Annotated in this window: 16 protein-coding genes; 7 read left to right on the top strand and 9 right to left on the bottom strand. The window is 74.4% G+C overall.

The window, feature by feature from the left end; genetic code table 11:
- Nucleotides 1–122 precede the first annotated feature (122 nt).
- Entirely contained in the window at nucleotides 123–3,461 is a 3,339-nt protein-coding gene (locus AB0399_RS32295) for an ABC transporter permease (RefSeq protein ID WP_366413744.1), read from the top strand.
- 167 nt (nucleotides 3,462–3,628) lie between these two features.
- On the top strand, nucleotides 3,629–6,445 hold the full coding sequence (locus tag AB0399_RS32290; RefSeq protein WP_366413743.1) for a hypothetical protein: 2,817 nt from the start codon (nucleotides 3,629–3,631) through the stop codon (nucleotides 6,443–6,445).
- On the opposite strand, the gene AB0399_RS32285 is transcribed toward AB0399_RS32290, so the two are convergent.
- Entirely contained in the window at nucleotides 6,431–7,420 is a 990-nt protein-coding gene (locus AB0399_RS32285) for an ABC transporter ATP-binding protein (protein WP_366413742.1), read from the bottom strand. The genes AB0399_RS32290 and AB0399_RS32285 overlap by 15 nt on opposite strands.
- A gap of 272 nt (nucleotides 7,421–7,692) precedes the next feature.
- Between AB0399_RS32285 and AB0399_RS32280 the strand changes: the two genes are divergently transcribed.
- Nucleotides 7,693–9,192, top strand: a complete 1,500-nt coding sequence (locus AB0399_RS32280; RefSeq protein WP_366413741.1) for an AlkA N-terminal domain-containing protein — start codon at nucleotides 7,693–7,695, stop codon at nucleotides 9,190–9,192.
- Nucleotides 9,193–9,242: 50 nt separating this feature from the next.
- On the opposite strand, the gene AB0399_RS32275 is transcribed toward AB0399_RS32280, so the two are convergent.
- The 3 genes from AB0399_RS32275 to AB0399_RS32265 all read right to left on the bottom strand — a co-directional run bounded on the left by AB0399_RS32275 (nucleotide 9,243) and on the right by AB0399_RS32265 (nucleotide 12,799).
- Entirely contained in the window at nucleotides 9,243–10,361 is a 1,119-nt protein-coding gene (locus tag AB0399_RS32275) for a DUF5954 family protein (RefSeq protein WP_366413740.1), read from the bottom strand.
- Nucleotides 10,362–10,510: 149 nt separating this feature from the next.
- Nucleotides 10,511–11,335: a hypothetical protein gene (locus tag AB0399_RS32270; RefSeq protein WP_366413739.1), complete on the bottom strand. Its 825-nt coding sequence runs from the start codon at nucleotides 11,333–11,335 to the stop codon at nucleotides 10,511–10,513.
- A 291-nt stretch (nucleotides 11,336–11,626) separates the two neighbouring features.
- Complete coding sequence (locus AB0399_RS32265) at nucleotides 11,627–12,799, bottom strand: ROK family protein (RefSeq protein ID WP_328461302.1); 1,173 nt, start codon at nucleotides 12,797–12,799, stop codon at nucleotides 11,627–11,629.
- A 477-nt stretch (nucleotides 12,800–13,276) separates the two neighbouring features.
- Between AB0399_RS32265 and AB0399_RS32260 the strand changes: the two genes are divergently transcribed.
- The 4 genes from AB0399_RS32260 to AB0399_RS32245 all read left to right on the top strand — a co-directional run bounded on the left by AB0399_RS32260 (nucleotide 13,277) and on the right by AB0399_RS32245 (nucleotide 17,480).
- Complete coding sequence (locus AB0399_RS32260) at nucleotides 13,277–14,578, top strand: Gfo/Idh/MocA family oxidoreductase (RefSeq protein ID WP_366413738.1); 1,302 nt, start codon at nucleotides 13,277–13,279, stop codon at nucleotides 14,576–14,578.
- A gap of 1 nt (nucleotide 14,579) precedes the next feature.
- Nucleotides 14,580–15,500 (top strand): sugar phosphate isomerase/epimerase, encoded by a 921-nt coding sequence (locus AB0399_RS32255; RefSeq protein ID WP_366413737.1) that lies wholly within the window; start codon nucleotides 14,580–14,582, stop codon nucleotides 15,498–15,500.
- Nucleotides 15,501–15,618: 118 nt separating this feature from the next.
- A complete protein-coding gene (locus AB0399_RS32250) occupies nucleotides 15,619–16,368 on the top strand; it encodes a sugar phosphate isomerase/epimerase (RefSeq protein WP_328461308.1) in 750 nt (249 codons plus the stop codon).
- Complete coding sequence (locus tag AB0399_RS32245; RefSeq protein ID WP_329371791.1) at nucleotides 16,365–17,480, top strand: Gfo/Idh/MocA family oxidoreductase; 1,116 nt, start codon at nucleotides 16,365–16,367, stop codon at nucleotides 17,478–17,480. Before AB0399_RS32250 ends, AB0399_RS32245 begins: the two co-directional genes overlap by 4 nt.
- A 124-nt stretch (nucleotides 17,481–17,604) precedes the next feature.
- Here AB0399_RS32245 and AB0399_RS32240 read toward each other — a convergent pair whose 3' ends face one another.
- The 5 genes from AB0399_RS32240 to AB0399_RS32220 all read right to left on the bottom strand — a co-directional run bounded on the left by AB0399_RS32240 (nucleotide 17,605) and on the right by AB0399_RS32220 (nucleotide 26,161).
- Entirely contained in the window at nucleotides 17,605–18,441 is an 837-nt protein-coding gene (locus tag AB0399_RS32240) for an undecaprenyl-diphosphate phosphatase (RefSeq protein ID WP_329371789.1), read from the bottom strand.
- A gap of 303 nt (nucleotides 18,442–18,744) precedes the next feature.
- Entirely contained in the window at nucleotides 18,745–20,325 is a 1,581-nt protein-coding gene (locus AB0399_RS32235; RefSeq protein WP_366413736.1) for a chitinase, read from the bottom strand.
- Between the two features lie 333 nt (nucleotides 20,326–20,658).
- Nucleotides 20,659–22,041: a S53 family peptidase gene (locus AB0399_RS32230; RefSeq protein ID WP_329371785.1), complete on the bottom strand. Its 1,383-nt coding sequence runs from the start codon at nucleotides 22,039–22,041 to the stop codon at nucleotides 20,659–20,661.
- 347 nt (nucleotides 22,042–22,388) lie between these two features.
- A complete protein-coding gene (locus AB0399_RS32225) occupies nucleotides 22,389–23,300 on the bottom strand; it encodes an ABC transporter permease subunit (RefSeq protein ID WP_366413735.1) in 912 nt (303 codons plus the stop codon).
- Complete coding sequence (locus tag AB0399_RS32220) at nucleotides 23,297–26,161, bottom strand: alpha/beta fold hydrolase (protein WP_366413734.1); 2,865 nt, start codon at nucleotides 26,159–26,161, stop codon at nucleotides 23,297–23,299. Before AB0399_RS32220 ends, AB0399_RS32225 begins: the two co-directional genes overlap by 4 nt.
- Nucleotides 26,162–26,266 lie beyond the last annotated feature (105 nt).

Below are 26,266 nucleotides of genomic sequence, written 5' to 3'. Positions count from 1 at the left end.
CGGGGCAACCCGGGGGGTCAGGGCACCCTCAGGGGGACCGACATTGCGTCGGCGGGGCGCGGCCTGGTAGGACTGCGACGCACCGCTACGTCACATGTTCGAGACCGCGGACGGGGGTTCACGTGGTCGGAACGGCCGTCACCCGCGCACCGCGCCGCCTTCCCGCGGCAGCGAGACGCTCGACGCAGCACGGCCTGGTGCTGGCCGCGGTCGCGGTGACCGTACTCCTGTGCGCGACCGCCCTCGCAACTCTCGTGACGCTGGCGGGGCGTTCGGTGGAGTCCGAGGCGGACCGGCGGCTGGCCGCCGACATCGACGCGCAGGTGTCGGTCAACGCGTCGTTCCGGGCCGGGGGGATGGCGGCCGCCGACCGGAGTGTACGGGCCGCCGCCGCGCGGGTCTTCGGGAGCGTGCCGCAGCGAACGTCCGTGGGGTTACTGGGCACTTCGGCGGTGTCGGTGACCGGTGTCGACGGCGTCGAGGGGCCGCCGCGCGGGCCCGGCGGCAGCGGGCTGCACCCGGTCGCGGTGCAGGACCCGGGCAGGTACGGGCAGTTGGTCGCGGGGAGTTGGCCGGCCGGCACGGCGGACGCCCCGGCCGGCGCGTTCACCTCGCTGCCCGAGGTCCGCGTCTCCACGGGTTCGACGGCCCCGGTGGACGCCGCCGTGCCCCAGCCGCTGGCCGAGCGCCTGAAGCTCCACCCGGGTTCGCGCGTACGGTTGAAGGACGCCGCCGGACGCACCATGACGTTGCGGATCTCCGGCGTCTTCCGGGCGGCCGGAGCCGTCGGGTTCTGGCCCGCGATGGCCGGTGACCTGACCGAGGGCGAGAGCAGCAGCCAGCAGTTGCTGGTGGTCTCCGCGGCGGCCCTGAACGGAAGCGCCGTGCTGAACGGGCACGTGACGGCCCGCTGGAGCGTACAGCCGGACTTCTCCCACCTCGGCGCGGGAGACCTGGCGGGACTGCACGACCGGGTGCGCGGCTTCACCGGCAGCCAGAGCGACGTGTCGGTGTTCCACGGGCAGCGGCCGTCGTTGGACGACCTGGCGGTGTCCTCGGGTCTTCCGGAGGCGATCGACGACCTGGAAGTGCCGACCGTGGCGGCCCGGTCCGCGCTGTATCTGCCGAGCGTGATACTGGCCGTCCTCGCGCTCGCCACCCTGCTGCTGACCGCCCGTCAGATGACCGTGCGCCGGCGCGACGAGTTGGCGCTCCAGCAGGCCAGGGGCGCGGGCACCCCGCGGCTGCTGCGCGGCGCGGCGGCCGAATGGGCGGTCACCGGCGTACCGGCCGCGGTCGCGGCACCGTACCTGGCCGGGCTGCTGCACCCCGGCAGCCGCGGCGCCGACGCCTGGGCGGCGGTGGGTCTGACCCTGCTGGTGCACGCCGCGGCGGTCCTGCTGCCGGTCCTGCCGACGGTGCGGCTGCGGGCGGGCCGGGGCGCGCGGGCGGCCGTCGCGCAGCGGTGGGGCGCCGATCTGGCGCTGCCGGCCGTCGCGATCCTGGGGTTCCTGGAACTGCGGCGGCACCGCTCGCTGATCGCGGGCGGGATCGGCGGCGTGTCCGTGGACCCGGTGATGGTCCTGGTCCCGGCCGTGGCGAGCGGGGCCGCCGCGCTCCTGCTGCTGCGGCTGCTGCCGCTGACCTCCCGGCTGCTGGACGCGTTCGGCCGCCGGGGCCGCGGGCTGGTCCCCGCGCTGGCCGGGTGGCAGTTGAGCCGGCGCGCCGCGCGCAACGCCGGCCCGGTGGTGCTGATGTGCCTGGCCGTGTCGGTGAGCGCCTTCGCCACCACCGCGCTGGCGTGCCTGGGCGGTCTGGCCTCCGAGCAGGCCGCGTTCACGGTCGGCGCGGACGTCAGGATCGATCCGGGCCAGGACAACGACTACCCCGCCGAGGTGTTGGGCGCCGCCTATCGGGCGCTGCCCGCGGTGACGGCCGTGACGCCGGTGACCCAGGCGACGGTGAACCTGCCCGGCGGGACCGGCGAGGAGCTGGACGCCACCATCGGCGGGGCCGTCCCCGGCACGTCCACGGCGCCCGGTGCGGCCTCCCCGGCTGGTACGTCCACCCCGACCGCGTACGGGATCACCCTCCCGGGGCGGCCGACCACGCTAATGCTGGACGAGAAGCTGAGCAGCGACGGCAACACCGCCCCGCCCCACCTGGAACTGGTCGTGCAGGACGCGGCCGGACTGGACAGCACCCTGTCCACCGCCCTGCCCGCCGCCGACGGCGCCCGGCACACCCTCGCGATCCCCCTGGACGTCGCGCTCGGCGGCGGCCGCCCGCGCGCGTACCCGCTGACGGTGACCGCGATCAACGTCCTGCCGCAGGTGGGGGTGGCGCCCGCCCGGCTGGACCTGGACCTGCTCCGGATCGGCTCGCGCGGCACCGCGGACAGCTGGGCCGCTCCCCTGCCGCGGGGGCAGGTGTGGAGCGACGGCACCGCGGCCGCCGCGGACGCCGCCGCGGGAGCCTGCCGGGGGGACACGTCCGGCGCGTACGTCTACGGCTTCCCGGGGGTGTGCTCGATCCGCGCCGGCGGCTCCGCCGTCCTGCGGACCACGATCAGCACCGGTCAGCGGACTCCGGGCGGGGACGCCACCGACGGCGCCGACGACGACAGGACCCAGCCCGACAGTGAGGTGCGGCTGCTGGCCGGGCCCGCCGGCGGACCGGCGCCGCTTCCCGTGCGCGCCGACGCGCAGGCACTGCGCGAGGGCCACCTCACCGTGGGCAGCGCCACCACGCTGGACCTGGGCGGCGGCGCCCCGGTGCCCGCCAAGGTCGTGGGCCGGGTCGGCTCGCCGCGCGGACTGGGCAGCGGGCAGGGGCATCTGATCGCCGACCAGCGCCTGCTCGCCGGCGCCCTCACCCGCGCCGGTGCCCCGCAGCAGGACCCGGCGTTCTGGTGGGTCAGCAGCACCGACAGCGCGCGCACGGCCGCCGCCGTGCGGGCACAGCCCGCGCTGGGCCGGGTGACCACCACGGCGCAGGCCGCCGCGGCGCTGCGGTCCGACCCGTTCCGCAGCGGGCTGCGCCGGGTACTGGAGCTGGTGCGCGACCTGGCGCCCTGCTTCGCGGTCATCGCCTTCACCGTCCACGCGGTGATCTCCGCCCGGCAGCGCCGCAAGGAGTTCGCGCTGCTGCGGGCGATCGGCGTCGGTTCCGGACGGCTGGCCGCGCTGCTGGGTACGGAGCAGGTCGGTCTGGCGCTGTTCGCGGTGATCCCGGGGGCGTTGATGGGCATGGGGCTGGCGTCGGCGGTGCTGCCGCTGGTCACCGTGGACGACAGCGGACAGGCACCGTATCCGCCGCTGCCGCTGGTCATGCCCTGGCGGACCGTGGCGCTGACCGCGGTGGCGACCGCGCTCGCCGTCAGTGCGGTCGTGCTGGCGCTGGCCCGGCTGCTGGCCCGGGTGGACCTGGTGCGCGTGCTGCGGGCGGGGGAAGACCGTTGAGGCGCGTCACCGGGCAGGACCGGACCGGGCGGACCGCGCGACGCGTCCCGGGCGGAGGCAGGGATATGGACACGGGTGCGGGTACCGCCGCGGATACGAATACGGGGCCGGGTCCCGCCGCACGTCCGGGTCCGGGTCCGGGTCCGGGCAGGCGCACGGGTGCGGCGATGACGCTGCGCCTGGTCCGCAAGGAGGCCCGGGGCGATCTGCCGCTGCTCGCCTGCCTGGCGGTGCTGGTCCTGGTGCTGGCGGGCATGTGCGCGTGGGCCCCCTCGCTCGCGGGCCGCCAGGAGGACCGGGCGCTACGGCAACGCGTCGCCGCCGCGCAGGCCGGCGCCCCCCTGATCACCTTGAGCACCGTGCCGGAGGTCTTCAACTCCGGCCCGCCGGCCCTGGACATGGCCACCCTGCTCGGCGACGGCCGCGCCCTGTCCCACCGGCTCAGCGGCTCCGCGGCGCGGCATCTCAGCTTCGCCGGCAGCGGCGGCTACGACTACAACCCGGCCACCCTCACCTCCCCGCTCCCACCCGGGGAGACGGGCAGCAGCACCACACTGGCGATCAGCCACCTGCCGGACGCGCGGGCGCATCTGCGCTACGTCAGCGGCCACGCGCCGGCCGACCGCACGCCGATCGGCGCGGCGCCGCAGATCGGCCTGTCGCAGGCCACCGCGCAGGCACTGGGGGTTCGGACCGGCAGCCGGCTCGGCGTCGAGTTCGCCCGGGTACCGGCCCTGCAGAGGTCGCCCGACGCGCGGCTGGTGGTGAGCGGGATCTTCCGGACCGCGGCCGGCGCCGACGACTTCTGGGGCAACCGGCCGTCGCTGGTCCAGCCCTCCCGCCACCCGGCCCAGCACGCCGGCGGCACGGTGCTCGCCGTCAATGGCCTGGTCGGCACCGACGCCGCCGACCGGCTGGCCGCGGCCGGGGTGCCCGGCCCTTCGGTGACCTGGCAGCTGCGGGCCGACCTGCGCCAGTCGGCGCTCGACCGGGCCCGCGCGCTGAGCGGCCCGCTGTCCCGCTACGGCACGGACCTGGACCGGGCGCTGTGCCGCGGGACCGACGCGTACACCGGCGGCGAGAGCTGCGCGGTCGGCAGCCAGCACACGGGACCGCTGACGGTCACCGACGCGCTGACACCGCTCGTCGGCACCTTCACCGCGCAGGACCACCAGGCCCGCGGGCTCGCCACGTTCGCCGTCGACGCGCTGGCCACGGTCGCGCTGGCCACGACGGCGGTCGCCGTACGGCTGCTGCTGCGCCGGCGGAAGGAGCACCTGCGGTTGCAGCGTGCGCGCGGCGCCTCCACGGCGCGGCTGGTCCTGCTGCGCAGTGCCGTGGCATGGCCGGTGGTGGTGATCGCCGCGCTGCTCGGCTGGGCGGGCGGCCGCCTGCTCGCTCCCACCGGGGTCTCCGGGACTCCGCGGCCGCTGTCCGCGGCCGTGCTCGCCGCGACCGCGGCGCTGACGGTGTCGCTGCTGACCTGGCTCGCGGTCCGCGAACCGCCCCGGCCACGACGGACCGCCCGCCGGCGTCGTACCCGCCGGCCCGTCGCCGGCCGCCGGCGCGTGGTCGTGGAGGTCACCGTGCTGCTCGCGGCGGCTGCCGGCGTGGCCGCGCTGAGGTCGCAGGGGCCCGACTGGGTGCTGGGCGCGGTGCCGGTGCTGCTGGCCCTGGCCACCGTGCTGATCCTGCTGCGGCTCTACCCGCTCGCCCTGCGGCTGCTGCTCCTGCGGGCCCGCCGCGGCAAGGGCACCGTGGGCTTCATCGGAGCGGCCCGGGCCGCGCACGACGCCCCGGCGACCGGGCTGGCCCTGTTCGTGCTGGTCCTGACGCTGGGCACGGCCGTGTTCGGCGGGCTCGTGCAGCGGACGATCGGCGACGGCCTGGCGGCGGGCGCGGCCTGGAGCACCGGCGCCGACGCCTCCGCGACCACCGCCGGGGACACCGCGCCCGCACCGGACGCGCTGACCGGCACGAGCGGGATACGTACCGCCCTCCAGCATCTGCACGCGCTGGATCTGGTCGGGCAGGCCGACGGCGCCGAGATCCCGTCGGTCGCGGTGATCACCGTGGAGCCCCGGCAACTGGCGGCCCTCGCCCCGCACTCGCCGCTGGCCCGCACCCTGCGGTCCGCGCTGACCGGCCCGTCGGGCACCACCGCGGGCGCGGGCGTCCCGCTGCCGTCCGTCGTGTCGCCCGCCCTGCGGGCGCGCGAGCGCACCGGCGGCTTCACCTCCACCGTCGAGGACCACGGCCGTCCGCCCGTGCAGCTGGCCCTGGACCCCGTCGGCACCCTCAGCGCCGCGGACCTGCGCGACCCCCTGCTGGGCCCGATCACGGCACAACTCGCGCCCGGGACACCGCTGCTGATCACCGCCGCCTCCGCCGACCACCTCATGCCGCAGCAGTCCTCCGGGACCACCGTGCTGCTGCTCCTGGGCGACGGTCCCGGCACCAGCACGGCGGCCCTCCGGTCGGCGGCGGCCAGGGCGCTCGGGCCGCTGGCAACGGTCCGCACCCGCTCCGGGACGCTCAGCGCCCTGCGCGACGACGGCCTGACCCGCGGCCTGGAGAACGTCTACGCCACCGCTTCGGTTCTCGCCGCCCTGTCCGGCCTGCTCGCGGTGGCCCTGGAACTGATCCTCACCTCGCACGAACGCAGCCGCACCACCTCCTTCCTGCGGACGCTCGGTCTCAGCGGCAAGGCGGCCGGGGCGCTGCACTTCCTGCAGATGCTCCCGCTCGCGGCGGCCGCGGCCGTGGGCGGCACCCTGGTCGGCGTGGTCGAACCACGGCTCATGGCGCCGACGCTGAACCTGCGCCAGTTCACCGGCGGCGCCACGCAACCGGCGCTGCGCACCGACTACGCGCTGACCCTCGCCCTGGTCGGCAGCGTGGTCCTGCTGATCCTGGTCGCGGCGGCCACGGAGACCGTCCTCGCCCGCAGGCGCCGCCTGGGCGCGGTGCTACGCCTCGGCTGACGGCGGCGGCACGGGGCCGGTCCCGTCGCCCTCCGCGTCGGCGGCCGCCTTCGCCTGGCGCGCGGCCGTGTCCGGCCACACGCCGACGTGATCGGACTCCAGGGCGAGCCGCACCCGCTTGCGCAGGTGCAGGCGCTCGGTGAACTCGCGCGGTATCTGCAGCCGCCCGTTGCGGTCCAGCACCGCGTACTCCTCGGAGGTGAGGGCCTCGACGCCGTCCGCGCCGGTGGCGACCCGCCGCAGCACCTCGGTCGAGGTACGGCCGTTGCGTATCCGGACGGTGCGCTGGACCTGTTCGGACACCAGCGTGTCGTGGGTGACCACGATCACGGTGACGCCCAGTTCCTCGTTGGCCCGCCGCAGCGCGGCGAAGATCTCGTCGCTGGTGGCGGTGTCGAGTTCGCCGGTGGGCTCGTCGGCGAAGAGCACCCGGGGCTCGTTGGCGTTGGCGACGGCGATGGCGACCCGCTGCTGCTCGCCGCCGGACAGCGCGTCGGGGGTACGGTCCCGGCAGTGGCCGACGCCGAGCAGGTCGAGCAGTTCCTCGGCGCGGGCCCGGCGCCCGGAGCGCCGCACCCCGGTGTAGGTCATCGGCAGCATCACGTTCTCGGCCGCCGAGAGGTACGGCAGCAGGTTGCGGGCGGTCTGCTGCCAGACGAACCCCACGGTGGAGCGCCGGTACTCCAGCCGGGCGCGGCGCTTCATCGCCAGCAGGTCGTGGCCGGCGACCTCGGCGGAGCCCGCGGTGGGCACGTCCTGGCCGGAGAGTATGCCCAGCAGGGTGGACTTGCCGGAGCCGGACGCCCCGATCACCGCGATCATCTCGCCCTCGGCCACGGCCAGGTCCAGGCCCTGGAGCGCCTGGACCTCCACGCCCTCGGTCTGGTAGATCCGCACCAGGTTCTCGCACACGACCAGGCCCTCGTCCCGGTCCGGCACCGCGGCCGCGGCAGCCCGTCGCGTCAACTCCGCCAAGTCCGGTGCACCGGCTGTCCGTTCACGAGCGGCCACGGCCGTCCCCCCGGGTGAAGTCGCGATCCGACAGCGGCAAGGGTAGTCCCGGGGGCGACGTGACGAGGCGCCGCACGTATCCAGGGGCGCGGGGAACCGCGCGAGGCCGCCGCCCGCGTAAGGTCCCGGAACCGACAGAGCCGGGCCGCCCCGCAGGTCAGGGTGCCCTCAGCACGGGGAGCACCGGGTCCGAAATGCGCCAGCCGGAGGACGGCCGGCAGGCGATACTGGGAACCATGGCGACGGAAGAGGGCAACTACGAGGCCGTCCGAAGCCGAGACGCACGGTTCGACGGCCTCTTCTTCTTCGCGGTGTCGACCACCGGCATCTACTGCCGCCCGAGCTGCCCCGCGGTCACCCCGAAACGGGAGAACGTCTCGTTCTTCGCGACGGCCGCGGCGGCCCAGTCCGCGGGCTTCCGCGCGTGCCGCCGGTGCCGCCCGGACGCCGTGCCGGGCTCCGCGGACTGGAACGCGCGTGCCGACGTGGTCGGCCGGGCGGTACGGCTGATCGGCGACGGCGTGGTGGACCGGGAGGGCGTCGCGGGCCTGGCCGCACGGCTCGGGTACAGCGCCCGCCAGGTCCAGCGCCAGCTCAACGCGGAACTCGGCGCCGGCCCGATCGCGCTGGCCAGGGCCCAGCGCGGCCACACCGCGCGGGTGCTGCTGCAGACCACGTCCCTGCGGGCCGCGGACATCGCGTTCGCCGCCGGCTTCGCCAGCGTGCGGCAGTTCAACGAGACGATGCGGGAGATCTACGCGTCCACGCCGACCCAGTTGCGCTCGGCGCGGGCGAATTCCGGTGGCCGGAAGGGCGAGTTGGGGCCCGACGGCGCGGCCGGGGTGCCGCTGCGGCTGGCGTACCGGGGCGCCTACGACAGCGGGCAGGTCTTCGACTACCTGGCGGCGCGCACGGTCACGGGGGTCGAGGAGGTGGTGGGCCAGGCCGCCGGCCCGTCCGGGCCGGGCCGCACCCACGGCCGCACGCACGGCCGCACCTACCGCCGGACCCTGCGGCTGCCGCACGGCGCGGGCGTCGCGGAGGTGTCCGAACAGGCCGGCACGGGACGCTGGTTGGCATGCCGGCTGCACCTGGAGGACCTGCGGGACCTGACGACCGCGACGCAGCGGATGCGGCGGCTGTTCGATCTGGACGCGGACCCGTACGCGGTCGCCGAACGGCTCTGCGCTGACGAGGAGTTGGCCCCGCTGGTGGCGCGGCGCCCGGGCATCCGCTCACCGGGGGCGGCGGACCCCGAGGAACTGGCGGTGCGCGCGGTGCTGACCGAAGGGCTGACGGCCGCCCGCGCCCGGCGGGCCACCGACCGACTCGCCTCCTGCTACGGGCAGTCGCTCCCCGCACCGAGCGGCGGGCTGGCGCTGCTCTTCCCGCGCCCGGCCGACCTGGCGGACGCGGACCTGGCGGCGGTGGACGTGCCGGACGAGCGGCGGGCCGCGGTACGCGCGGTCTCCCGTGCGCTGGCGTCGGGCGCGGTACGACTGGACCCGGGCGCGGACCGCGACGAGGCCGAACGGGCCCTGCTGGCACTGCCGGGCGTGCACCCCTGGACGGCGGGCTACATACGGATGCGGGCCTTGGGCGACCCCGATGTCCTGCTGGAGCCGGCCGTGGCGGGCGCGGCCCGCTGGCGGCCGTGGAGTTCGTACGCGACCCACCACCGCTGGCGCTCGGCGTCCGCGGGCCGGGCGGAACGGGCGCCCCAGCGCACGGCCTGAACCGGCGAGCGGGAGCGCGCGCACCCGAACAGCGCGGTGCCGTAAGGGAGTCAGGGGCGTTCGCGCAGGTGCTCGCGGCGCCGCCGCTCCTCGTCGAGGAGGGCCATGAACTTCCTCGTGCTCGCCTCGGCGTCGCCGTCCTCCTCGTCCTGGACCGGTCCCTGCTCGCGCAGTTGGCGCTCCTGGACCATGGCCGGCGGGACCGGGTCGACGTCGGAGGGGCGCGGGCCCTCGGGTCCGTCCGGCCCGATCCGGATCAGCCGCTCCACCCGGATGATCCGGAAGTGCCGGCCGGCGACGTCGAGTTCGTCGACCTGGTCGGTGTCCAGGTGGTCGGCGGCGCGCTTGTAGAACTCGTGCTCCTCGTCGGTGAGTTCATGCTGCCAGGGCACCATCACCCGCAGTTGCACGGCCAGTCCGTCGCGGGCGTCGCGCGGGGTGGCGGCGGTGCCGGTGGACTGCGGCCGCCAGCGTCCCCCTTCGCGTTCGGCCGCCATGAACGTGGCCGGGAGCAGCACCCCGCCCGGGTGGGTGCGCGCGGCGGCCCGGGAGTCCTCGCGCACGTCGCGCGGCACCGTGCCGTTCTTCCGCAGGGCGGTGAGGAGTTCGACCCGCAGCACGCCGGGCGACAGCCCCGCCTCGCCGCCGGACGCGATGGTCAGGTCCGCCGCGGGATCGAGCGGCGGCTGCGCGGGGTCCGTACGGTCGGGGTCGGTGCCGCGCGGCGGCTCCGGGCCGTCGGGGCCCATCCGGATGAAGCGCTCGGCCCGCACCACGCGGTAGCGCGCGCCGGCCACCGTCAGCTCGTCCAGGCGTTCCCAGTCGAGGCGTTCGGCCGCCTCGGTGTACTGGGCGCGGCCGGTCTCGTCGCCGTCGGCCGCGCACCGCTCGGCGCGTGCCCGGAAGTGCGCGCCGAGCGCGTCGCGTGCGTCCTGCGGGGCCAGCCCGGCGAACCCCGGCCGCAACGTCCAGCCGCCCTCGGGGAGTTCACGGGCGACGCCGAACACCGGACCGCCGGCGAACAACGTCGACGGATACGCCTTGCGGGCCTTCCAGGTCTCCACGTCCGCGGGCGCGGACAGCCCGGCCGCGACCGGTGACGGTGGCGCGGTCGGCCGCGGCCACTCCCGGCCGGTCACTTCCTCCTGAGCGTCACCGTTCACCTTCATGCCATTAGCATGCCCGTCCGGCCGTCCCGAGGCCCCCGATTCCAGCAAAACCGCGCTCCGGACGGCGCCGACCGGCGACCGGTTCGCAGGTCACGGGAACGGCGTACGGTCACCGGCGCGTTCCGCCGTGGCGGAAAACGCCCGGTGGCTCAGCCGGCCTTCGCCAGCTTGGCGATCTGCGCGCTCACGACCTCGGCGGGGATCACCGGGTGGTCACCGGGAAAACCCTGGTTCGAGAAGACCGCGATGGTGGCTCCGCTGCGGACGACGAGGAAGCGGAAGGGCGCCTTGGCGGGTTTGCCGCCGTCGAGATCACCGCTGTCGTCGACGCTCGCCACGATCCGGGTGAGGTCGTACTCCACGGCGTCGTCACCGACGGAGGGCGTGGCCCGCGGCTTGGGGTCGGCGAACCGGTCACCGTCGCGTTCGGGGAAGGAGTCACAGGCTTTGAGGGATGCGCGCAGGTCGGTCATCACCCCGCGGGCGTCGGCCGGTCGGTAGGCGAGCAGCGCGTCCTCCACCGAATCGTGGCCCTTGCCCGTCCGCAGGACGTCCTGGATCAGAACGGCGTGGTGCTGGCGGGTGGTGCTCACCGGTCCCATGGCGATGCCGCCGAGCGGTGCGCACGCGGCCGGGGACACGCGGGGCAGCCGGGTGACGTCGGGGATCGTGTGTTTGATCTCGACGCCGTCCGGGCCCCGGCCGGACACGGTGTCGGTACTCCATCCCGATCCGGGCAGGTCCGCCGGACCCACCGCCGCCTGCTCCAACTGCCGCTGACCGAGCATGCGGTCCGCCGACCGGGAACCGGCTGGGTCGGCCGTACCGGACGCCGCCGCCGTACCGGACGGGCGAGGAGTGCCGCCGCTCGCGCCGCGGCCACCACCCGGGCTGTCCTCGCCGCTCCCGCAGGCCGTCGCCGCGGCCACCACCGCGGCCAGGCAGATCGCCCCTGCCGCCGATCGCCGCGCCATCCGCGCCCGCGCCGCCCGTCTCCCTGCCCGAGCCCGTGCCGTCCGCGACGTCAGGTCGCCCATGAAGTCCCCCCACTGATGTCCACGGCCGAACGCCGTTCAAGCGCCGCACCGTTGTGACGCGGCGCCGTCGCCGCTCCCCCCCGAGGCCCGCACCGCCGCATCATCGGTGCCGGCGGCCTGCGGAAACGTACTTCCGGCGGGCCGCGCGGCGCAATTCCGTAGCGCACGGCCGCCCGCGCGGCCCGAACCGCCGTCCGGGGCGGCGGAATCCCGCGCGGACCGGGAGTGTCAGGCGCCGAGGAAGCGGGCGATGCCCGCCGGGGAGAGCAGGTGCTGGACGGCGAGGCGGCGGGCGCCCTCGATGCCCGCGCGGCGGCCGAGCACGGTGGTCTCGATGGCGACGGTCCGGGTGGCCAGCGGCAGCGCCCGGCGGTAGACCGCGGCGCGGATGTCCGCGAGCAGGTCGTCGTGGAGGGAGGCGATCGAGCCGCCGAGCACGATGGTGTCGGGGTTGTAGAAGCTGACCAGCGAGGCGAGGACGTCGCCGATCCGCTGCGCGGCGAGCCGGACCTGGCGGCGGGCCAGCGGGTCGCCCTCGGCGACGAGGCGCACCACGTCGGCGGCGTGCTCCGCGGGCAGGCCGGCCGCGCGCAGCCGGGCGGCGACGGCGGCGCCGGACGCGACGGCCTCGACGCAGCCGGTGTTGCCGCAGTGGCACAGCACGTCGTCGTGGCCGGGCACCGCGATGTGCCCGATGTCGCCCGCCGCACCGGTGGCGCCGCGGTGCACGACGCCGCCGGAGACGATGCCGCAGCCGATCCCGGTGCCGACCTTGACGTAGAGCAGATGGGCGGCGGCGGGCCGGTGGCCGTACTCGCCGAGCGCCATCATGTTGACGTCGTTGTCCACCAGGACGGGGGCGCCGCGCCGGCCGGCGAAGAACCCGGGCACCCGGTAGCCGTCCCAGCCGCGCATGATCGGCGGGCGCACCACGGTGCCGGTGCTCGCCTCGACCGGGCCTGGCACGCCGATGCTGATCGCGCGGACGTGCTCGGCCGGGTGCCCGGCGGCCGCGAGCATCCGTCCGATCTGGGCGTCGAGCGCGGTCAGTACGGCCTCGGGTCCGTCGTTGATGTCGAGTTCCTCGGTGGCCTCCGCCAGCACGGTGCCGCCGAGTTCGGAGATCGCGACGGTGCCGTGGGTGGCGCCGAGGTCGACCGCGCACACCACGGCGGTGCGCGAGGCGAGTTGCAAGGTCAGCGGCGGGCGCCCGCGCTCGGTGGCCAGCGTGCCGGTCTCGACCAGCAGGCCGCGGTCGATCAGCAGGTCCACCCGCTGGGCGACGGCGGCCCTGGACAGGCCGGTGGCGGTGGCCAGTTGGCTGCGGCGGGTGGCTCCGCCCGCCACGAGCCCGGCGAGTTCGCTGAGCGAGGTGAGCTGCCGGTCGGTTGCTGCGGTCACGTGTACGCCTGTCCCTCTCGATCGATGTCGCCGCCCCGGCCGGGCCGCTCCTCGCGCGCGCCGTACGGTCCCGGCCAGTCCCTGCCCGGGTCGGCCGGATGTGCGGTACCCGCCGTACGGCCCGACGCCGGCGCCGGGCCAGGACCGTACGGCGGGACCCCGTGCCCGTTGGTCGCGCCCGCCCGTACAACGGACCCCGCACGCACCGACGTCGGCGCGCCGGCGCGGCCGAACCGGACACCCGGCACCGCAGCGCCCCCGGCACGGCACCCGGCGCCCCACACCCGCCGGGACCGGCCCGCCGCACTCTCGCGCGCCCCGACCGGCCCGGCGAACGACCCGACCGTCACCCCGGCGACCGCCGTCACGCCCGTGACCGCCCGCCGATTTATGACAGAAGTTAGCGTAAATTTTGCCATTGTCAACCGAAACATCCCTGGCTAGCGTCTTGCGTGAGCCGAAATGGAGGGAAGTTTGGTGGCACTCTCGGGGCCCAATGCAAAGAACCCGCCGGGTACGCCCGGCGCGACCGGCACGCCCGCGCTGCGAACGGCGATCGCCGGCACCGGCATGATCGGCCGGGTCCATCTGGACGCCGTGCGCCGCAGCGGCGCCCCGGTGGTCGGCGTCAGCTCCTCCACGCCGGCCCGGGCGAAGGAGGCCGCCGCCGCGCTCGGCGTGGATCGGGCCTTCGACTCGTCCGAGGAGCTGGTCACCAGCGACGACGTGGACGTGGTGCACATCTGCACGCCGAACGACGTGCACGCCCGGCTGGCCGAACTGGCCCTGCGCGCGGGCAAGCACGTGGTGTGCGAGAAGCCGCTGACCACCTCCTCGGCCACCGCCGACGCGCTGGCGGCGCTGGCCGCGCGCAGCGGCAAGGTGGCGGCCGTACCGTTCGTCTACCGCTACCACCCGATGGCCGCGGAGGCCCGCGCGCGGGTGCTCGACGGCCGGGCCGGGGAGGTACGGCTGGTGCACGGGCACTACCTCCAGGACTGGCTGTCGCTGCCGGACGACACCAACTGGCGGGTGGACGCGGTGGCCGGCGGGCCGTCGCGGGCGTTCGCCGACATCGGCTCGCACTGGTGCGACCTGGTGGAGTGGGTGACCGGGCACCGGATCGCCGAACTGACCGCGCTCTCCCAGACGGTGCCGCGCACCGGCGGCCGTCCCGCCACCGAGGACGTGGTGCAGCTGCTCTTCCGCACCGACCTCGGCGCGAGCGGGTCGGTGACCGTCTCGCAGATCTCGCCCGGCCGCAAGAACCGGCTGTGGTTCGAGGTGGACGGCAGCCGCACCTCGCTCGCCTTCGACCAGGAGGCGCCCGAGTCGCTCTTCGTCGGCAGCCGCGGCGAGAACGCCACGGTGCTGCGCGACCCCGCCACCCTCTCCCCCGAGGCGGCCCGGCTGTCGGTGGTGCCCGGCGGACACCCGATGGGCTACCTCGACTGCTTCGCCGCGTTCGTCCGCGACGTGCACGCCGCCGCCCGCGCGGCCGACGCGCCCGCCTCGGAGAGCGCTCCCCCGAACCACGGCGCGGCGCCCGGCACGACTCCTTCAGGAACGGCGGAAAGCGCTCTCCCGGGCACGGAATCCACCCCCGGCGACCCGAACCAGCCGAACACCAGGCACACTGGAGAGCGCTCTCCCGTACCCGCCGCCGACACCGCCCGCCCCACGCCCTTCGCCACCTTCGCCGACGCCGCCCGCATGGTGCGCCTGACCGAGGCCGTACTCGGCTCGGCGGCCGACCGGACCTGGAAAGAGGTCTCCTGAGATGAAGCTGGGCTTCCTCACCGCCTGCCTTCCGCAGCTCCCGCTCGCCGAGATCGCCGGCTGGGCCGCCGCCCACGACTACGACGCGCTGGAGGTCGCCACCTGGCCGTCCACCGGGTCGCGCGACTTCGAGGCGAGCCACATCGACGTGGTGGACTTCGGCAAGGCCGAGGCGGACTCGGTCCGCGGGCTGTTCGAGCAGCACTCCCTGACGCTGTCGGCGCTGGCGTACTACGAGAACAACCTGCACCCCGACCGCGAGCGCCGCGCCGAGATCGCCGCCCACGTACGGGCCAACGTGGACGCGGCCGCGCTGCTCGGCGTGGAGTACGTCGGTACCTTCATCGGCCGCCACCCGGGCCTGTCGGTGAAGGAGAACCTCGCGCAGGCCGAGCGCGAACTGCCCGCGCTGGTGGAGTACGCGGGCGAGCGCGGGGTGAAGATCATCATCGAGAACTGCGTGATGGAGGGGTGGCACCCCGACGGCTACCCGGGCAACCTCGCCTACTCCCCCGAGCTGTGGGAGTGGATGTTCGACCTCGGCTTCTACCTCAACTACGACCCCTCGCACCTGCTGTGGCTCGGCATCGACCCGGTCACCGCCCTCAAGCCGTATCTGGACCGCATCCCGCACGCGCAGGCCAAGGACGCGCAGCTCGACCCGCGGGCCCGGGACCGGTTCGGGTTCTTCGGCCGCACCGTGGAGCGCACCGACGGCTGGGACAGCGGCTGGTGGCGCTACCGGGTCCCGGGCCTGGGCGACGTGGACTGGCGCCGGCTGGTGGACACCTTCTACGAGGGCGGCTTCACCGGGGTGCTCTCCGTCGAGCACGAGGACCCCGTGTGGAGCGGCGACGTGGAGCGGGTCACCCGCGGCCTGGAGATCGCCCACCGCACGCTGCGCCCGCTGATCGTCGGGTGACGCCCGTCCCGCGCGCCGACCGGGCGGCCCGCGCCGGCCCCACCGCTTTCCCGTACCCGCACCAGAACCCGCACCCGCACCCGCATTCGCCGCTGTACTTCCAGGAGGCTTCGCTTCGATGGCCAAACCCTTGAGCATTCAGCTCTACACCCTCCGGGACCAGATCGCCGCCGACCGCGACGGCACGCTGACCCGGCTCGCCGAGATCGGCTACCGCTCGGTGGAGACGTACGACCCGACCGCCGACCCGGCCGGTTTCCGCAAGCTCGCCGACGACCTGGGCATCGGCGTGTCCAGCACCCACGCCTACGCGCTGTTCGACAAGGACGCGGGCGAGGTCTTCGACGCGGTCGCCACCGTCGGCACCGACCTGGCGATCATCCCGGGCGGCATCGGGCACGAGGAGTTCACCACCGCCGACGGGCTGCGCCGCACCGCGGACCTGCTCAACGGCTTCGCCGCCAAGGCCGCCGAGCGCGGCATCCGGATCGGCTACCACAACCACTGGTGGGAGATCGAGCCGCGGTTCGAGGGCCGCACCGCGCTGGAGGTGCTGGCGGACGAGCTGGCGCCCGAGGTGTTCCTGGAGGTCGACACGTACTGGGCGCAGGTCGGCGGCGCCGATGTGCCCGCGCTGCTGGGGGCGTTGGGCGACCGGGTGCTGTCCTTGCACGTCAAGGACGGTCCCGGGGTGAAGGAGCAGCCGCACACCGCGGTCGGCAAGGGCGTGATCGATGTGCCGGCGATCCTGGCGGCGGCGCCGGACGCGCAGCGGATCGTGGAGCTGGACGAGTGCGCCACGGACATCTTCGAGGCCGTCGCGGAGAGCCGCGCCTACCTGACGGCGCTGGAGGAGGGGCTTTCATGACCAGCGGTTCGGGTTCCGGGCCGGTCGGCGTCGCGCTGGTCGGTGCGGGGGTGATCAGCACGCAGTACCTCACGGCGCTGTCCACGTTCCCGGACGTCCGGGTGCTGTCCGTCGCGGACCTGGACGTGGACCGGGCCCGGGTGCAGGCGGAGGCGTACGGGGTGCCGCACGCGGGTGACGTGGCGTCGGCGCTGGCGATCCCCGAGGTGGAGATCGTGATCAACCTGACGATCCCCGCCGCGCACGCCGAGATCGCCTCGGCCGCGCTGGAGGCCGGCAAGCACGTCTACGGCGAGAAGCCGCTGGCGCTGGAGCCCTCGGACGGCGCGAAGATCCTCGCGCAGGCGCAGTCGCGCGGCCTGCGGGTGGGCAGCGCGCCGGACACGTTCCTCGGTGCGGGGTTGCAGTCGGCGGCCCGGGCGCTGGCCTCGGGGCTGATCGGCGAGCCGGTCAGCGTGGTCGCGGTGACGCAGGGACCGGGGCCGGAGAGCTGGCACCCGAGCCCGGAGTTCCTCTTCCAGTACGGTGCCGGGCCGCTGTTCGACATCGGTCCGTACTACCTGACCGCGCTGGTGGCGCTCTTCGGTCCGGTGCAGCGGGTCGCGGCGAGCGCGCGGCAGGCGCGTTCGCACCGGGTGATCGGTTCCGGGCCGAAGGCGGGCACCGAGTTCGCGGTGGAAGTGCCCACGCATGTGCACGCGTTGCTCGACTTCGCGTCGGGCCCGAGCACGTCGGCGACGTTCAGCTTCGACTCGTCGGTGCCGCGGCGGATGATCGAGATCACCGGCACCGAGGGCACGTTGTCGCTGCCGGACCCGAACACGTTCGAAGGGCCGCTCCAGGTGCGGGCGTTCGGCGACGAGGAGTGGCGGGACCTGCCGGTGGCGGGGACGACCGCGGGCCGCGGGATCGGCGTGCTGGACATGGCGCGCGGTATCCGGACCGGGGCGCCGCACCGTGCGTCGGGCGAACTGGCACAGCACGTACTGGAGTTGATGGCCACGGTGACGGATTCCGCGGAGCGGCACGGCTTCGTGGAACTCGAATCCCGCGCTCCGGAGGTGGCGACGCTTCCGGAGGACTGGGACCCGGTGGCGGCGACGTTGACCTGACCTGCGTCGCCGCCACCGCGGCAAGCCCGGGGAACGGCCCCCCGGATGCCTGGTCGACCCACCCGTGGGGGGATGGGTCGGCCAGGTCTTTTGCGTTCGGGCGCCGGCGCGCGGTCGGGGGTGGTCAGGAATTGACGGTGCCGGTCGCGAGCAGGCCGATGATCACCACGCCGATCACCACCCGGTAGATCACGAAGGAGTTGAAGGAGTGCCGGGCGACGAACCTCAGCAGCCAGGCGATGGAGGCGTAGGCGACCACGAAGGAGACGAGGGTGCCGACGGCGAGCGCGGAGGTGCTGACGCCGCCGCTGGTGGCGTCCTTGAGTTCGTACAGTCCGGCACCGGTGAGTGCGGGCAGGCCGAGGAAGAACGACAGCCGGGTGGCGGCCATCCGGTCCAGGTCCCGGATCAGGGCGGTGGAGATCGTGGCGCCGGAGCGGGAGAAGCCGGGGAAGAGCAGCGCGAGGATCTGCGAGCAGCCGACGATCATCGCGTCCTTCACGGTGACCTGGTCCTCGCCGCGCTTGAACCGGGCCATCTGCTCGGCGGCCCACATCACCGCGCTGCCGAAGATCAGCGAGAACGCCACCACCCACAGGGAGCCGAGCGGCCCGTCGATGAGCGGTTTGGCGGCGAGCCCGACGATGACGATGGGGATGGTGGAGTAGATCACCCACCAGGTGAACTTGTAGTCGTGGTTGCCGCGCTCGCTGCGATGGGCCAGACCGCGCACCCAGGCGGTGACGAACCGCGCGATGTCCCGGAAGAAGTAGACGAAGACCGCCGCGATGGCGCCGACTTGGATGACCGCGGTGAAACCGACCACCGCGTCGTCGTCGACGGGGATGTTCATCAGGCCCTCAACCAGCTTGAGGTGGCCGGTGGAGGAGACCGGCAGGAACTCGGTCAGTCCTTCCACGATGCCGAGAATGGCGGCCTGGCCGAGGCCGATGGCGCTCATGGGTGGTTTCCGTCCCCTGGTCTTCTGGTCTTCGGTCTTCCGGAAGTGCGGACGGACCGGGCATACCCGTGGGATGCCCGGTCCGTCCCGAATCGACTACATTCGCGTAGACATCCGGTCAGACTCTAGAGGATCGGTGGCCGCTGTTCGACGTCGGGGCGGCACCGCCCACGGCGTACCGTACCGGAGGCCGGAGCCGTCATATGCCCGGTCACAGGCTGTTTTCCTGGACGTCACCAGCGGTTCGGCCATTGGTCACCTTCCGTGCGACCAGGGGCCTTCGGTCCCGGCCGGCGCGGGTTCTCAGCAGGCGCCCTCGTCCTGCCACACACCCCACTCGCCGGTGGTGCCGGGGGTCTCGCCGGTGGTCCACCACTTGGCGAGCCAGGTGTGGCCGCCGTAGGAGACCTTGTCGCCGCCGACGTAGACCGCGGAGGACGACCAGGCCGCGGCGGTGCAGCCGCCGCCGGTGCTGCCACCGGTGACGGTCAGCGTGTAGGCGGCGGTGTGGGTGGTGCTGCCGGCGGTGCCGGTGACGGTCAGGGTGTAGGTGCCCGCCTTCGCCGCGGTGGTGGTGGCCACCGACAGGGTGGCGCTGCCGCCGGCGGTGACCGAGCCGGGGCTGACCGACGCGGTGACGCCGGCCGGAGCGCCGCTGACGCTCAGCGCGACGGACTGCGCGGACCCGGCGGAGACCGCGGTTTTCACCGTGGAGGTGGCCGAGGACCCGGCGGCGACGGAGCCGGCCGACGGGGTCAGCGCGACCGAGAAGTCGTTCGCGGGCGGCGGGGTGGTGCTGCCACCGCCGCTGAACGGCTCGAAGGTGTGGCTGAACTGCCAGGTGCTCTGCGCGACTCCGGAGCAGGTGTCCGAGCCGCCCTGGCCGGGGCAGCCGCCGTTGTCGCGCTGGAGCGCCCAGAACGACAGGGTGTTGATGCCCTTGCCGACCGCCCAGTTGTAGACGGTGGTGGCGTTGTCGGTGGTGAAGGTCTCGGCGGCGCCGAAGTCGTCGATGCCGGGCATCTCGGTGATGCCGATCATCGCCCACAGGTCCGCGTCGCTCTTCGACGGGTAGAGCTGCGCGAGCTGGTCGTGCAGGGCCTGCGCGGCGGTCTCGGTGTCGGTGGCCATGTTGTGCGTGGCACCGTCGTAGTAGTCGAACGTCATCAGGTTCACGACGTCGAGCTTCACGCCGTTGGAGACGGCGTTCTGCAGCACCGACAGGCCGGAGCCGTCGCCGGCGGTGCCGGTGGTCAGGCCCTGGGTGGTGGTCGGCAGGGTGTAGGAGAACTGCACGGTACGGCCGTTGCTCGCCGCCCAGTCCTGCACCATCTTGACGGCCTTGTTGCGGCGGTCGATGCCGGCCGCCTTGGTCAGCGAGTTGTCCTCGGTGTCGAGGTCGATCCGGCTGACGTTGTAGGTGGTGATGACCTTCTCGTACGCGGCGGCGATGGAGCTGACGTCGGTGCAGCTGTCGGCGATCTCCGTGCCGCCGTCGTCGGCCGCGTAGCCGCCGAAGGACGGGATGACGTCGCCGCCGGCCGCCTGGATGGCGGCGATGTCGCTGCCGAAGCTGGAGGAGGCGATCGGCAGGGAGGTGTCGCCGTTCCAGTACGGCGTGCAGGAGCCGACCGAGGGCGTCTGGATGAACGCCATCGTCAGGTACTTGTTGCCGGAGGCGGTGGCCAGCCCGGAGAGGCTGTCACCGTTGTACGCCTCGAAGTACGGGGCGAAGACGTGGCTGGGCAGTGCGGTGGCGGCGGTGGCCTGCGGGGTGGCGGCGTGCGCGCCGCCGGCGCCGGTCAGCGCCAGGCCGGCCGCGGCGGCGGTGGCGGCGAGTCCGGTGAGCAGGGCGCGGAGTGGTCTGCGAACGGGTCCGGTCATGGACCGCGCTCCCTTCGATGTGGGGGTCCCAGCACAGCGGGCCATGCTGGTCTGGACCAATGCTGACCCATACTGTTTGGTCTGGACCACCCAACTGTCAAGAGCCCTTACAAATAATGCGGTTGACCGGTTCCGGCGCACCGCCGGCCGGCCGGCGCGGACCCCTGTACCGCGCCGACCGACCCGCGTACCGGGCCGCGCCCCGACCCGGGCGCCCCGCCCGCACCCCCGGCCCGACACCCGGCCCCGGCATGCCGGAGGCCGCCACCGCACCCGCGAGGGGAGCACGCGGTGGCGGCCCCGGACGGCTCACCTCAACGCGGACGGCTCACCTCAGTGCAGGCGGCCGAGCAAGGCGAGCGCGGGGACGAACCGGGCCGCGTCCACGGTGCCGACGCCGGTGGCCATGTCGTAGCCCTTCACCGCGGTGTAACCGGTGACGCCGTCGTAGGAGTTGTTCGTGCCGTCCTTGACGTCGACCACCCCGCCGAACTTTCCGGTGCCCTTGGCGAGGGCGTACAGCGCGGTGTGGATGTCGCCGATCCGGTGCCCGGCGACCTGGTCGGCGAGCGCCACGATGCCGGAGAAGAGCGGGCTGGCCTCGCTGGTGCCGCCGTAGACGTCCCAGCCGACGGCTGTCGGGTCGTAGCTGGAGTACACCCAGGCGCCGCCGTCGACCGCCGCGGACATCGAGATGTCCGGGGTGCCGCGCTGCGCGCCGACCACGTTCCGCACGCCGTTCTGGTACGACGGCCGGGCGAAGACGTGCGACTGGCCGCCGCCGCCGGCGCCGTAGTCGTTGTACACGCTCTCCGGCGCGGTGCGGTTGCCGGCCTCGTCCAGGTGGAGCTGGGTGCCGCCGATGGAGGTGACCAGCGGGTCGGAGGACGGCCAGGAGTTCACCTGGTACGGGTAGTTGGAGCTGCCGTCCTCGGTCGCGTCGGTGGCGCCGCCGTCGCCGGAGGAGCCGAGCACCGTCACGCCGCGCCGCGCCGCGTCCTTGAAGGCGTAGCGCAGGTTCTGGATGCTGGAGAAGTCGCCCTTGTCGAAGCCCGGGAAGGTGTTCTCGGTGGCCCCGAAGCTCTGGGTGATGACGTCGCCGACGCCCTGGTCGATCAGCGCCTTCTCGCCGTCCATCATCTCGGGCAGGCCGGTGACGCCCTCGGTCTCGGCGACGCCGGTCTCCAGCAGCACGATGTGCGCGGCCGGGGCGATCGCGTGCGCCATCTCCACGTCCAGCGTGGTCTCGCCGGCCCAGCCGGTGTGGTCGGGGTTGGTCGGGTCGAAGGGCGGCACGTCGCCCCACTTGACGACCTGCACCGTGGTGCTGGGCATCCCGAACTGCTTGCTGTAGACGTCCAGGTCGTGCTGGATCGTCGGCGAGCCGAAGGAGTCGACGATCACGATCGTCCGGCCCTTGCCCGTCACGCCCGCGCGGTAGAGCGGGTTGAGGTCGTACGCCTGCCGGTACTGCGTGGGCGTGTAGCAGTTGATGCCCCACTCGGCCTGGCACTGGGCGATGGTCAGCGGGCTGCCCGCCCCCTTGACCAGCTCATGTCCGACGACGGCGGGCACCGGCTTCACCGCGGGCGCGGCGTGGCCGGCCGCCGCCGTCGCCGCACCGGTGAGCGGGGCCGCCATCAAGGCGGCGGCGGTCAGGGCGGTGGCTCCTGCCGCGGCGACCACGGCGCGCGGCCGCGGGCGAGGTGTGCGCATGGACTCTCCTTGTGTGGAGGGCTCTTCTGGCATGAGGTGCGGCCGTCACGGAGACGGCCGCGGTGGTCACACCGATAGATCATGCCCAGGACAAGGGAGTTCGCCGTTGGCCATCCGTCGTTTTACCCGAACGGCCGATAATTTTACGACGCCATGACCATGCCATGCCGACCCGACGCAACGTCAGACTCACTACTGCGCAGCCGTCACAGGAGTACGAGGCCGGGAGCGTGCGGCAGCGCGCGGGCGGTGACCCCACAGCGGCCACCAACGCCGATGCGCCGCCCGATCGCGGCCACCGACCCACCACCGACTCCGCGACGGAGCCGCCCCGCAGGGGCACACCGTCAGGACACGATGTCCTTCGTACGGAACCCGCGGAACGCCAGCGCGGTGAGCACCACCGCGTACGACACCGAGACCGAGGTGCCCTCGATCATGCCGGTCCACTCGGTGGCCGGCTGCATCGCGTCGAGCCACGCGAACTGCCAGTGCGCGGGCAGGATGTCGCGCCACCGGTGCAGCGCGGTCACCGCGTCCAGCACGTTGCCGACGATGGTCAGGCCGACCGCGCCGCCCACCGCGCCCAACGGTGCGTCGGTGACCGTGGACAGCCAGAACGCCAGCGCCGCCGTGACCAGCTGGCTGACGAAGATGTACCCGACCGCGATCGCCAGCCGCGCGACGGCGCTGCCCGCCGGCACCGCGCCCCCGGTGGGGAGTTCGAGGTCGCCCCAGCCGTAGGCCACCGTGCCCGCCACGAGTGCCACCAGCGGCAGCAGGACCAGCGCGACCGCGCTGAAGCCGAGCGCGACGGTGAGCTTGACCACGAGCAGCCGGGCTCGCGGCACGGGCGCGGCCAGCAGGTAGCGCAGGCTCGACCAGCCCGCCTCCGACGCGACCGTGTCACCGCAGAACAGCGCGACCGGCACCACCAGCACGAAGCCCGCCGACACGAACAGGCAGGTCGCCGCGAAGTTGGCGCCGGAGGAGGTGGCCGTGTCGATCAGCGTGGGACCGTTGGCACCGTCGCTCGGGGTGCCGCCGATCGCGAACGCGGCCATCAGCACGAACGGCAGCAAAGCGAGCAGGGCGCCGACCACCAGCGTGCGGCGCCTGCGCAACTGCCGGCGTGCCTCAACCCGCAGCCGCAGCGTACGGCCGGGGCGGTAACCGGGCGCGGTGACGGCCCCGGAGACCGCGGGGTCGTCCGGCGGCTCCGGCAGGTCGGGCACGGGTGCGGCGGGCGCGGTGCTCATGCCGAACCTCCGATCAGGGTCAGGAAGGCGTCCTCCAGGCGGCGGTGCGGGCCGACCTGCGCCACCGGCACGCCGAGCCCGACCAGTTCGGCCACCAGCTCGACCGGCGTCGAGCCGTCCGCGATGACGACGAGCAGCCCGCCCTCGGCCGGCACGGCGGTGGCGACCGCGGGCAGCGCGGCCGCCTTGTCCACCAGGTCCGGCGCCAACTCGCCCGCCACGCCGACCAGTACGGTGTCGGTCGAGCCGACGATCTCCGCCACCGGGCCGGAGGTGATCAGCCGCCCGCGGTCCATGACCACCAGATGCGTACAGGTCTGCTCGACCTCCGCCAGCAGGTGGCTGGAGACGATGACGGTCCGGCCGGTGGCGGCATAGCGGATCATCACCTCGCGCATCTCGCGGATCTGCGGCGGATCGAGGCCGTTGGTGGGTTCGTCCAGGATCAGCAGGTCCGGCAGCCCGAGCATGGCCTGCGCGATCGCCAGCCGCTGCCGCATGCCCTGGGAGTACGTCCGCACCGCGCGCTTGAGCGCGTCGCCGAGCCCGGCGATCTGCAACGCCTCGGCGAGATGGGCGTCTTCGGCCGGGCGGCCGGTCGCCTGCCAGTACAGGTCGAGGTTCTGACGGCCGGTCAGATGCGGCAGGAATCCGGCGCCCTCCACGAAGGCACCGACCCGGGAGAGCACCGGCGCGCCCGGCCGCACCGCCTCCCCGAACACCCTGATCTCGCCCTCGTCCGGCCGGATCAGGCCCATCAGCATCCGCAACGTGGTGGTCTTCCCCGCGCCGTTCGGCCCGAGCAGGCCGAGCACCTGGCCGGGCTCGACCTGGAAGGTCAACTCCCTTACCGCGTAACGGTCCGCGGACTTCGCGTACCGCTTGCTCAGCCCGCTGATCCGCAACGGGACCGCGGCCAGCGCCGGGTCGGCCGGGCGGGGGCGGACCCGGCGGCGGCCGGTGACCAGCAGCGCCACCGCGACCAGCACCGCGACCGGCGGCAGCACCCAGGTCCACCACGGCAGCGCGTTCGCGTCGGCGCCCAGCGCGCTGTCGGTGGGGACGGTGACGGCGGAGCCGGCCAGCGCGACGGTGTAGGTCGCGGGCGCGGCGGGCGTCGCGTAGCCGAGGTCGGTACTGGCCAGCACCACGGCCAGCCGGTGCCCGGCCGCGAACTCGTGGTCCACCGCGGGGAGTTCGACCCGTACGGTGCGGCCCGACGGCGACCCGGCCACCCGTACCGGCGTGGCCAGGCCGGCCGGCAGGACCTGCTTGCCGTCCGGGCCGACGTCGTAGAGCTTCGCGAACAGCACGGCCTCGGGAGCGGTGGTGGACACCTTGACGGTGACGGTCGGGGCGCCGGTGAGGGTGGTGGCACGGCGCAGGGGCGCGGACACGAAGCGGGCCGACTGGCCCGGGAAGTCGACGGCCACGCTCTGCCCCAGCTGGGCGAGTTGGGAGATCGCGCCCGATCCCGGCACCGAGGAGATCGCGGGCGGCGAGCCGCCGGCCGGGTTGGTGATCTGCTGCGGCGAGCCGGTCAGCGGCACGCGCCGGGCGGCGGTGCCGGCCAGTCCCGGGTAGCGGTCCGCGCTCGCGCCGCGCAGCACCACGCTGCCGTCGGTCGCGTTCAGGCCGCCGGTGCGGGTGACGCGGAAGGAGGGGCCGGTGCTGACCCCCTTGTCGCCCTTGAGGTAGCGGTCGAACCACGCGGTGACCCGGCCGTTCACCCGGGCGTCCTCGGTGTTGCCGCCGTCGTGGCCGCCCGCGATCCAGTCGACGGACACCGGGGCGCCGTTCGCCTTGATCGCCTTGGCCATGGCGTCGGACTGGGAGAGCGTGAACAGCGAGTCGGTCTGGCCCTGCACGATCAGCGTGGGCACCTTGATCCGGTTGCCGACCGTGGCCGGGCTCAGCGCGGCGAGCTGCGCGCGGTCCGCGGCGGTGGCCTGGCCGCTCGTGGCGACCCGCTTGTACAGATCGCAGATCGACGGCTCGAACCGGCCGCAGACCGGGTCGGCCGAGGCGCTGTCGGGCGGGGCAGCGCCGGCGGTGGGCCCGGAGCCGGTCGGCGCGGAGCCGGCGGTGGGAGCGGCGCCGGTCGGCGCGGAACTGGCAGGCGCGGAGCCGGTGGACGCTGCGGGGGCGTCCGAGGCGGCCGGGGCCGGCGCGTCGCCGGGGGCCGACCCGGACCCGCCGCCGGTGGGGGGCGACGCCTGACCGGTCGTGGCGCCGATGCCCGCCGGGGTGCCACCGGAGAAGAGGATGCCGCTCCACATCTTCTTGTACACGCCGTCGGGCAGCAGCGCGTCCGCGAAGTCCCAGTACGTCTCGCGGGGCGCGATCGCGTCGATCCGCGGATCGTCGCCCGCCGCGAGCAGCGAGACCGCGCCGCCGTAGGAGATGCCGGAGATGCCGACCCGGGGGTCGCCGGGAGCGTCGAGCTGCACGTCGGGGCGGGTGGCGAGCCAGTCGACGAGCCGGCCGACGTCGGCGACCTCGCCGTCCTTCGCGTTGAGTCCGATCCGGCCGCCGGAAGCGCCGAAGCCGCGCGCGGACCAGGTCAGCACCGCGTAGCCGTGCTTCGCCAGCGCCTCGGCCTGGCCGCGCACGTCGTCCTTGGTGCCGCCGAAGCCGTGCGCGAGCAGCACCGCGGGCCGGCGCCGGGTGCCGCCGTCGGTGAAGTACGAGGTGTCCAGCCGCACTCCCCCGGCGCCGGTCAGCATCGCGTCCGTACGGTGCACCGACCCGCTCGCGCCGCCGGCCGTCGCCGTACCCGCGACGATGCCGCCCACCGCGACGACGGCGAACGCCCCCACCGCCGCGAACCACTTCTGCCCGCGCGGCCACCGTAGATCCATCCCCCGATCCTAGGCCGTGTTTTGGAAGTAGCGCCGTCCGCCCAAAGGGCGGGGCCCGTGGCGTCTGGTGCGTGCGATCGCAAGGCGGAGGGTTGTCCTCGTAGT

Origin of the sequence: Streptomyces sp. NPDC088194 (assembly GCF_040702025.1) — a bacterium.
Lineage (GTDB): Bacteria > Actinomycetota > Actinomycetes > Streptomycetales > Streptomycetaceae > Actinacidiphila.
The sequence above is the reverse complement of the archived record's forward strand: the minus strand, read 5'-3'. Positions and strand labels throughout refer to the sequence as shown.